Origin of the sequence: Roseospira goensis, assembly GCF_014197795.1 — a bacterium.
In the GTDB taxonomy this organism is placed as follows: Bacteria; Pseudomonadota; Alphaproteobacteria; order Rhodospirillales; family Rhodospirillaceae; genus Rhodospira; species Rhodospira goensis.
In genome coordinates this window covers 20,603-27,757 of record NZ_JACIGI010000041.1, presented here as the reverse complement: position 1 = coordinate 27,757, position 7,155 = coordinate 20,603, and the positions used below count along the sequence as shown (strand labels likewise).

Here is a 7,155-nt window from a genome sequence, read left to right as displayed (position 1 = left end):
CGCCCGAGGGTCCGGCCCCTCGCCAACCGCATCCAGGAACCAGGACATGGGGCCTCCCGAACCTTGAATGGGAGTCCCCTACAGAATCCGTTTCATCCCCAAACGCGACCACGATTTTTCAAATGCGATTTCCCCTGCGATTGTGGCAACCTGTTTCCCGGGTGGCTCTTCTCCATGGTGTTCTTCAACGGCCGCCACGTGGGCACAGTCGATGCCGGTGGGCCGTCCACACCAACAGACCCGTCCTTGGGCGGCGACGCCGCGCGGGTCGTCGGACCCCTGTCCCATCGCCCCGCCACCCCCTTTTCCCCCTTTACCGGCCCGAGTCCCATGCTGATCGAGATCACCCCCGAGGGCTACGACGTCGACCTCGACCTGCTCTACGCCACCCCCGACAACATCACCGGCCGGCCGATCTACGCCCGCGCGGCCGGATACCTGCATATGGACGCCGCCGCGCTGCTGGCGCACGCGGTCGCGCTGGCCCGCCCGCTCGGGCTGCGGCTGCGCGTGTTCGACGCCTTTCGCCCGGCCGAAGCCCAGTGGACCCTGTGGGCCGCCTGCCCGGATCCGGATTTCATCGCCGACCCGCGCCGCGGCTCACCCCACTCCATGGGCGCGGCCGTCGACCTGACGCTGGTGGACGCCGCCAGCGGTACGCCTCTGGACATGGGCACCGGCTTCGACGACATGCGCCACGAGTCCCATCACGGCAATCAGGACATCGCGCCCGAGGCGCAGCGCAATCGCCACCTCCTGCTGGGGATCATGACCGCCGCCGGCTGGGACTTCTATCGGAACGAGTGGTGGCATTATCAGCTCGTCCAGCCCCGCGGCCGCTACCCGGTGCTGAGCGACGCCGCCGCCGGCACCCGCATGATGCCGGAGACGGCGGTGCCGGAGGCCGGCGCGTGACGCCCGATGGCCCCGTCCTGGCGCTCGAGTCGTCCGGCCGGGCCTGCGGCGTGTGCGTCTGGCGCGCCGGTGCCGTGCTGGCGCGCGCGGACCATACGCGCGACCACGGCCACGCCGAGTTGCTCGCCCCCCTGGTGCGGGACACCATGGCCACCGCCGGCGTGTCCTTCGATGCCCTGTCGGCGATCGCGGTCACGGTCGGCCCCGGCAGCTTCACCGGCCTGCGGGTCGGCCTGGCGCTGGCGCGCGGCCTGGGCCTGGCCGCCGGCTGCCCGGTCCGTGGAGCCACCACCACGGCGGTGCTGGCCGCGATGGCCCGCGCCGCCGCCCCGGTCGCGACGCCGGTCGCGGTGGTGCTCGATGCCCGCCGGGCCGACGTCTACCTGCACGTCTTCGACGCCGCCGGGGCGCCACTGGACGCGCCGGTGTCGCTGGCCCCGGCGGACGCCCTGGCCGCCCTGCCAACCGAGCCGCTGTGGCTGACCGGCGACGGCGTGGCGCTGCTGCCGCGCCCGCTGCCGCCGACGGCCACGGTGGCGCCGGACGCCGACCGTGCGCCGGACCCGGCCGTTCTGGCGGCGCTGGTGGCGCACGACCCGACTGCGGCGCTGCCGCCGCGCCCGCTTTATGTCCGGCCACCCGACGCCGCATTGCCGCCCCCGAACGCCCGCGCCCGGGCATGACGGCGCCCCCCACCCTGGTGGCCGTGGCGCCGGCGCACGCCGCGGCCCTGGCCGCCCTCCATTGCCTCTGTTTCGACGGGCAGCCCTGGCACCGGCCGTGGGACACCGCCGAGATGGCGGCCGTCCTCGCCCTGCCCGGCGCGCGCGGCTGGCTGGCGCTGGCGGACGATGGGGCGGCCGACGCGCCGGAGCCCGTCGGCATGATCCTGGTGCAGGTGGCCGGCCCCGAGGCCGACATCCTGACCCTGGGCGTGCGCGCGGGCCCCTGGCGGCGGCGCGGCGTGGGCGGCCGGCTGTTGACTCGGGCCGAGGCGGACCTAAAATCATTGGGTGTCGACCGCCTGTGCCTGGAAGTTTCAGGTGACAACTCTTCCGCTATATGCTTCTATAGAAACCACGGCTATTCGGTTTGCGGGCGGCGACCCGGCTATTATGGGTCGCATGCGGGCCTGGCCGTCGATGCGCTGGTCCTGGCCCGCGACCTGCCGCCGTCCCCGCCCGGCTGAGCGCACCCGCACCGCGGGTGCGGCGTGGTTCGGCGCCGGAGAAGATTGGGGAAGATTGGGACGGGCGGTGTTCACCGGGTCCGCTCCATGCTGGGGCGAACACGGGGGTTGTTTTTATGTCATCTTGCGCAAGATCAACCGATGAACACCATCGGGTCCCTCGCCGTTCTCCGGCTCAAGGGAAAGGATCGCCTGGCCGTGTTCCGTCAAGGAGCGTGGCACGTTCTTGAGGGGTTCCAGGCCCTTAAGACGAACCGTCGCGGTCTCGCCGACCCGCATCCGCTCCACAAGAAGCTTCGTCTTGACGAAGGTAAAGGGGCATATATCCCCTGTGATGTCGATTGCGTGGTCGCTCATCCTGATCCCAGTTTTCGTTGATTCCTGCCAAAGGCGATCGTTGGCAGAACATGAGACTTGCCGGCTTTGTTTGATTGTCCTATAACATCCGTAACGAGAGTTTGAGGCAAGGCTTGGGCGTGCGAAGGTTTGCAACCCGCACGCTTAGGCCATGAGATGGGGAACCCAAACCAGGCAACAATCAGGCCTGGCACTTCAAGAAAGGTCCATTGATGTCCTCGTCAGCCAGCGAGCAAGAACTTCTTCGTCTGACGGCCCAGATCGTATCCGCGCACGTCGGCAACAACTCCGTCGCGGTCACCGATCTCACCACGCTGATCCAGGATGTGCACCGCAGCCTGGCGAACGTCGGCCAGACCGAACCCCAGCAGGAGCGACCCCAGCCCGCTGTGCCGATCAAGAAGTCGGTCACGCCGGATTATATCGTGTGTCTGGAGGACGGTAAAAAGCTCAAGATGCTCAAGCGCCACCTCAAGACCGCCTACGGCATGACACCCGAAGAATACCGGGAACGCTGGGGGCTGGGTCCGGATTACCCCATGGTCGCGCCCAACTACGCCCAGCACCGCAGTGCGCTGGCCAAGAAGATCGGGCTGGGGACCCGGGCCCGCCGCGACGGCGCCGAGGACTAGGCCGGACCTCGACCGGAGGAAGGCGGCGCCCCGCTGGCGCCCAGCCGGAGTGGCCACAAACCGGGGCACGCCCCGGGTGTCCAGCGGCGCCGTCCCCGGGATCGCGAGGCCCTGGCCCGTCCCGGATGAGACCCCGCCGGCCCCGGCATGGGACACCCGTGCCGGCGGGCGGGCGTGGGCATGCCTTTTCTTTTATCGGAACCGCCCCTAATATGGGGTCAGATCCATATGGGTTCAGATCCGAAACTGGGACCGAGCACCGCCAACCCATGACCTCCCGCATCGAGCAACGCTGCATCGACAAGGGCATGAAAATGACCGGGCAGCGGCGCGTGATCGCGCGCGTGCTCTCGGAAGCACAGGATCACCCCGACGTGGAGGAGGTCTACCGGCGGGCCACGCTGATCGACCCGCGCATCAGTATCGCGACGGTCTACCGCACGGTGCGGCTGTTCGAAGAGAACGACATCCTCGAACGCCATGACTTCCGCGACGGGCGGGCGCGCTACGAGGAGGTGTCGGACGATCACCACGACCATCTCATCGACCTGGAGACCGGACGGGTGATCGAATTCCACAACACCGAGATCGAACGCCTCCAGGAGGAGATCGCGCGCGGGCTCGGCTACGAACTGAAAGGCCACAGGCTGGAACTCTACGGACTGGCCCTGAAGACCGACACCGGCAATGATGCGTCCTAGGGATGGGGCGGCGGCGGCGGACCGGCCGGCGGACCGCCCGACGAACCGCCCGACGAACCCGGGGCGGAGCGGCCGCGTTGGGTGACGGTTGCGCGTCGAGACGGTGTTGCAACAGGGGACCGGGCTCCGGCATCATCCGGTCGGTGGCAGTTCGGGATGATGCCAGCCGGCCGTCCGGGCGGCCGCGCGAGGCGCCGCCTCTCATACGGGTATCATGGTGCGCGGACATCGGATCCGGGCAAGGAGTGAAATGGGCTCTCTTGGGGATTTGCGCGCGGGCGACCTGGACGTTGTCCTGGCCGACACGGAAGACGAGGTTCGGGCCGCCCAGGCCCTGCGCTTCCGCATCTTCTACAATGAAAGGGGCGCGCGACCGACGCTTGAGACGGCGGCCTGCGAACGCGATTTCGATGCCTTCGACGACATCGCCGACCACCTGCTGGTGATCGACCATTCGCTGGGCGCGGGAGCGGATCGCGTGGTCGGGACCTACCGGCTCATGCGCCGCGAGCACGCGCGGCGCGCCGGCTGCTTTTACACCGCCTCGGAGTACGACATCTCCGCCATCCTCGGGCAGCCGTGCGAGGTGATGGAGCTGGGCCGGTCCTGCGTCGACGCCCGCTACCGCAACCGCCACACCATGCAACAGCTCTGGCGCGGGATCGCGGCCTATGTGTTCCGCCACGACGTCGGCCTCATGTTCGGCTGCGCCAGCCTGCACGGCAACGACGTGGCGGCGCTGGCCCCGGCCCTGAGCTACCTGCATCACTGTCACCTGGCGCCCGAGGAGATGCGGCCCGTGGTGCTGCCGCAGTTCTTCCAGCCGATGGACCTGCTGGCCCCGGACACCCTGGACACGCGCCGTATCCTCGCCGAGCTGCCGCCCCTCATCAAAGGCTATCTGCGCCTGGGCGGCTACGTCGGAGAGGGGGCCTTCGTCGACCGCCAGTTCAACACGACGGACGTCTGCGTGATCGTGAAGACCGACCGCGTCGCCGAGAAGTATTACAAGCACTACGACCGGACCGCCCGCTCGGTGCCGAGTCCGGCCCTCTGAACCGGCGGGCCAGCCGTCCGAGGACCCCGATGCCGGGCATCTTCTCTCCCGCCCGCGCCCTGTGGCGCCTGACGCTGTTCCTGGGCTGGACCTGCTTTGTGGTCCCGCCCTACGCCACCCTGCTCGGCCTGCGCCTGCCGTCACGTTGGCTGGCGCGGGTCTACTGGGCCGGGGTGGCGCGGGTCATCGGCCTGCGGATCCGGGTCGTGCGTGGGCGGCCGAGCGGACGCCGGCCGCTGCTGATCCTGTCCAACCATACCTCCTACCTCGATATCGTGACCCTGGGCGCCCTCCTGGACGCGGGGTTCGTGGCCAAGTCCGAGGTCGGGACCTGGCCCGGCTTCGGCCTGATCGCCCGTCTGGGCCGCACGGTCTTCGTCGAGCGCAAGCGCAGCCGCACCGGCCAGGGCCGCGACGACATCGCCCGCCGCCTGGCCGAGGGCGAGCCGCTGATCCTGTTCCCCGAGGGCACCAGCAACGACGGCAACCGCGTGCTGCCCTTCAAGAGCGCCCTGCTGGCCGTGGCCGAGCCGCCGCGCCGCCGCGACTCCGGGGCCGCCGCCACACGGGAGCGCCCGCCCCTGGTCGTGCAGCCGGTCTCGCTGGCCTATACACGCGTGGACGGCGTGCCGGTCGGCTACGGCTGGCGACCGTTCTATGCCTGGTACGGCGACATGGATCTGGCCCCGCACCTGTGGGCGGCCCTGGCCCTGGGCACCATCACGGTCGAGGTCATCCTGCACGATCCGGTCGAGGCGGCCGCTCATCCCTCCCGCAAGGCGCTGGCCCGGCACTGCGAGGCGCTCGTCTCCGCGGGGGTGTCGGATCTGCTCAGCGGCCGCGCCGCCGATACGGCGGCGGGCGCGGGCACCCCGGCCGACGATGACCCCACGGACCAGGCGGAGGACGCCACGGCCCCGCACGCGGCGCGGGCCTAGCCCGACCGAACGCCACCGGAGACGCCACCCGCGCACCACCAACAAAACGCCAGGGAGGACACCACCCATGACACCGGACGCCGTCCGCGAGCACATCTTCACGGTCGACACGGTGCCCCTGAAGTACGGGCACGGCGCCTTGCGCGAACTGGGCCACGACCTGAAGGCCCTGAACGCGCGCCGCATCGCCCTGTTCACCGACCGCCACCTCGCCGCCCTGGAGCACGTCGCCATCGCCCGCGAGGCCATCGCCCGGGCCGGGCTGGACGTGGTGGTCTATGACGCCGTGACCGTGGAGCCCACCGACGCGTCGTTCCGCGACGCCGCCGCCTTTGCCGCCGACGGCGCCTTCGACGGCTTCATTTCGATCGGCGGCGGCTCGGTCATGGACACCTGCAAGGCCGCCAACCTCTACGCCACCCATCCGGACGACTTCCTGGCCTACGTCAACGCCCCCATGGGCCAGGGCAAGCCGGTGCCGGGGCCGCTCAAGCCGCACCTTGCCTGTCCCACCACCTGCGGCACCGGCAGCGAGATGACGGCGACCGCGATCTTCGACTTCGTGTCGGAAACCGTGAAAACGGGGATCGCCCACCGCTTCCTCAAGCCGACCCGCGCGGTCGTCGACCCCACCACCACGTACACCCTGCCCGTCGGCGTGGTCTGCTCGACCGGTCTGGACGTGCTGACCCATGCCATCGAGAGCTGGACCGCGCGCGACTTCCGCAGCCGCGACTATCCGACGGACCCGAGCCTGCGGCCCCCCTATCAGGGCAGCAACCCCTGGTCGGACATCGGCTCCATGAGGGCCATTGAGCTGGGCGGGCGCTACCTGGAGCGGGCCTACGCCGATCCGGCCGACCACGAGGCCCGCGACGCGCTCATGTTCGCCTCGACCCTCGCCGGCATGGCCTTCGGCAACGCCGGCGTGCACATCCCGCACGCCATGAGCTACGCCGTCGCCGGGCAGAACCACCGCTATGTGGCCGCCGGCTACGAGGACGACAAACCGATGGTGCCGCACGGGATCTCGGTGGTGGTCAACGCCCCGGCGGCGTTCCGGTTCACGGCGTCCACCAGCCCCGAACGCCACCTGGAGGCAGCGCGCGGCCTGGGCGCCGACACCCGCAACATGACGCCGGAGCACGGCGGCGCCGCGCTGGCCGACCGGCTGGCGGAGATCATGCGCAACACCGGCTGCCCGAACGGCATCGGCGCCCTGGGCTATACAGAGTCCGACATCCCGGCGCTGGTGCAGGGCGCCGCGCAGCAGCAGCGGCTGCTCGTCCAGGCGCCCCGCGCGCCGTCGGAGGCCGACCTTGCCGGCCTGTTCCGGGACGCGCTGCGGTATTGGTGAGACACCGGC

At 70.2% G+C, this 7,155-nt stretch carries 9 protein-coding genes; 8 read left to right on the top strand and 1 reads right to left on the bottom strand.

Going from position 1 to position 7,155, the window contains the following annotated elements; genetic code table 11:
* Window positions 1-330: 330 nt before the first annotated feature.
* Genes ddpX through GGD88_RS16415 form a run of 3 tightly spaced genes read left to right on the top strand, consistent with a single transcriptional unit; the run spans window position 331 to window position 2,104 of the window.
* Window positions 331-915 carry a D-alanyl-D-alanine dipeptidase gene (ddpX, locus tag GGD88_RS16425; protein ID WP_184437457.1) on the top strand — a complete coding sequence of 195 codons (585 nt, stop codon included), beginning with the start codon at window positions 331-333 and terminating at the stop codon, window positions 913-915.
* Window positions 912-1,598 (top strand): tRNA (adenosine(37)-N6)-threonylcarbamoyltransferase complex dimerization subunit type 1 TsaB, encoded by a 687-nt coding sequence (gene tsaB / locus GGD88_RS16420; protein ID WP_221237198.1) that lies wholly within the window; start codon window positions 912-914, stop codon window positions 1,596-1,598. Before ddpX ends, tsaB begins: the two co-directional genes overlap by 4 nt.
* Entirely contained in the window at window positions 1,595-2,104 is a 510-nt protein-coding gene (locus tag GGD88_RS16415) for a GNAT family N-acetyltransferase (protein ID WP_184437455.1), read from the top strand. The genes tsaB and GGD88_RS16415 overlap by 4 nt, the downstream gene beginning before the upstream one ends.
* 114 nt (window positions 2,105-2,218) lie before the next feature.
* Here the strand turns inward: GGD88_RS16415 and GGD88_RS16410 are convergent, their stop codons facing one another.
* The gene (locus GGD88_RS16410) at window positions 2,219-2,461 is read right to left on the bottom strand and encodes a sulfurtransferase TusA family protein (RefSeq protein ID WP_184437452.1); all 243 of its coding nucleotides are present in this window, start codon (window positions 2,459-2,461) and stop codon (window positions 2,219-2,221) included.
* Between the two features lie 212 nt (window positions 2,462-2,673).
* Here GGD88_RS16410 and GGD88_RS16405 point away from each other — a divergent pair, with 212 nt between their 5' ends.
* From GGD88_RS16405 to GGD88_RS16385, 5 genes are all read left to right on the top strand, one after another.
* The gene (locus GGD88_RS16405) at window positions 2,674-3,093 is read left to right on the top strand and encodes a Ros/MucR family transcriptional regulator (RefSeq protein WP_184437450.1); all 420 of its coding nucleotides are present in this window, start codon (window positions 2,674-2,676) and stop codon (window positions 3,091-3,093) included.
* Between the two features lie 269 nt (window positions 3,094-3,362).
* Window positions 3,363-3,794, top strand: coding sequence for a Fur family transcriptional regulator (locus tag GGD88_RS16400; RefSeq protein ID WP_184437448.1), 432 nt, complete (start codon window positions 3,363-3,365; stop codon window positions 3,792-3,794).
* Window positions 3,795-4,044: 250 nt separating this feature from the next.
* A complete protein-coding gene (locus GGD88_RS16395; RefSeq protein WP_184437446.1) occupies window positions 4,045-4,851 on the top strand; it encodes a GNAT family N-acetyltransferase in 807 nt (268 codons plus the stop codon).
* 29 nt (window positions 4,852-4,880) lie between these two features.
* Window positions 4,881-5,789 (top strand): lysophospholipid acyltransferase family protein, encoded by a 909-nt coding sequence (locus GGD88_RS16390; RefSeq protein ID WP_184437444.1) that lies wholly within the window; start codon window positions 4,881-4,883, stop codon window positions 5,787-5,789.
* Between the two features lie 67 nt (window positions 5,790-5,856).
* Entirely contained in the window at window positions 5,857-7,146 is a 1,290-nt protein-coding gene (locus tag GGD88_RS16385; protein WP_184437442.1) for a hydroxyacid-oxoacid transhydrogenase, read from the top strand.
* Window positions 7,147-7,155 lie beyond the last annotated feature (9 nt).

Bases quoted from the DNA above. Each gene is read 5' to 3' on its own strand.
- GGD88_RS16405 (WP_184437450.1), top strand. From the start codon at position 2,674: ATGTCCTCGTCAGCCAGCGAGCAAGAACTTCTTCGTCTGACGGCCCAG.
- GGD88_RS16410 (WP_184437452.1), bottom strand. From the start codon at position 2,461: ATGAGCGACCACGCAATCGACATCACAGGGGATATATGCCCCTTTACC.
- GGD88_RS16400 (WP_184437448.1), top strand. From the start codon at position 3,363: ATGACCTCCCGCATCGAGCAACGCTGCATCGACAAGGGCATGAAAATG.
- GGD88_RS16390 (WP_184437444.1), top strand. From the start codon at position 4,881: ATGCCGGGCATCTTCTCTCCCGCCCGCGCCCTGTGGCGCCTGACGCTG.
- GGD88_RS16395 (WP_184437446.1), top strand. From the start codon at position 4,045: ATGGGCTCTCTTGGGGATTTGCGCGCGGGCGACCTGGACGTTGTCCTG.
- GGD88_RS16385 (WP_184437442.1), top strand. From the start codon at position 5,857: ATGACACCGGACGCCGTCCGCGAGCACATCTTCACGGTCGACACGGTG.
- ddpX (WP_184437457.1), top strand. From the start codon at position 331: ATGCTGATCGAGATCACCCCCGAGGGCTACGACGTCGACCTCGACCTG.
- GGD88_RS16415 (WP_184437455.1), top strand. From the start codon at position 1,595: ATGACGGCGCCCCCCACCCTGGTGGCCGTGGCGCCGGCGCACGCCGCG.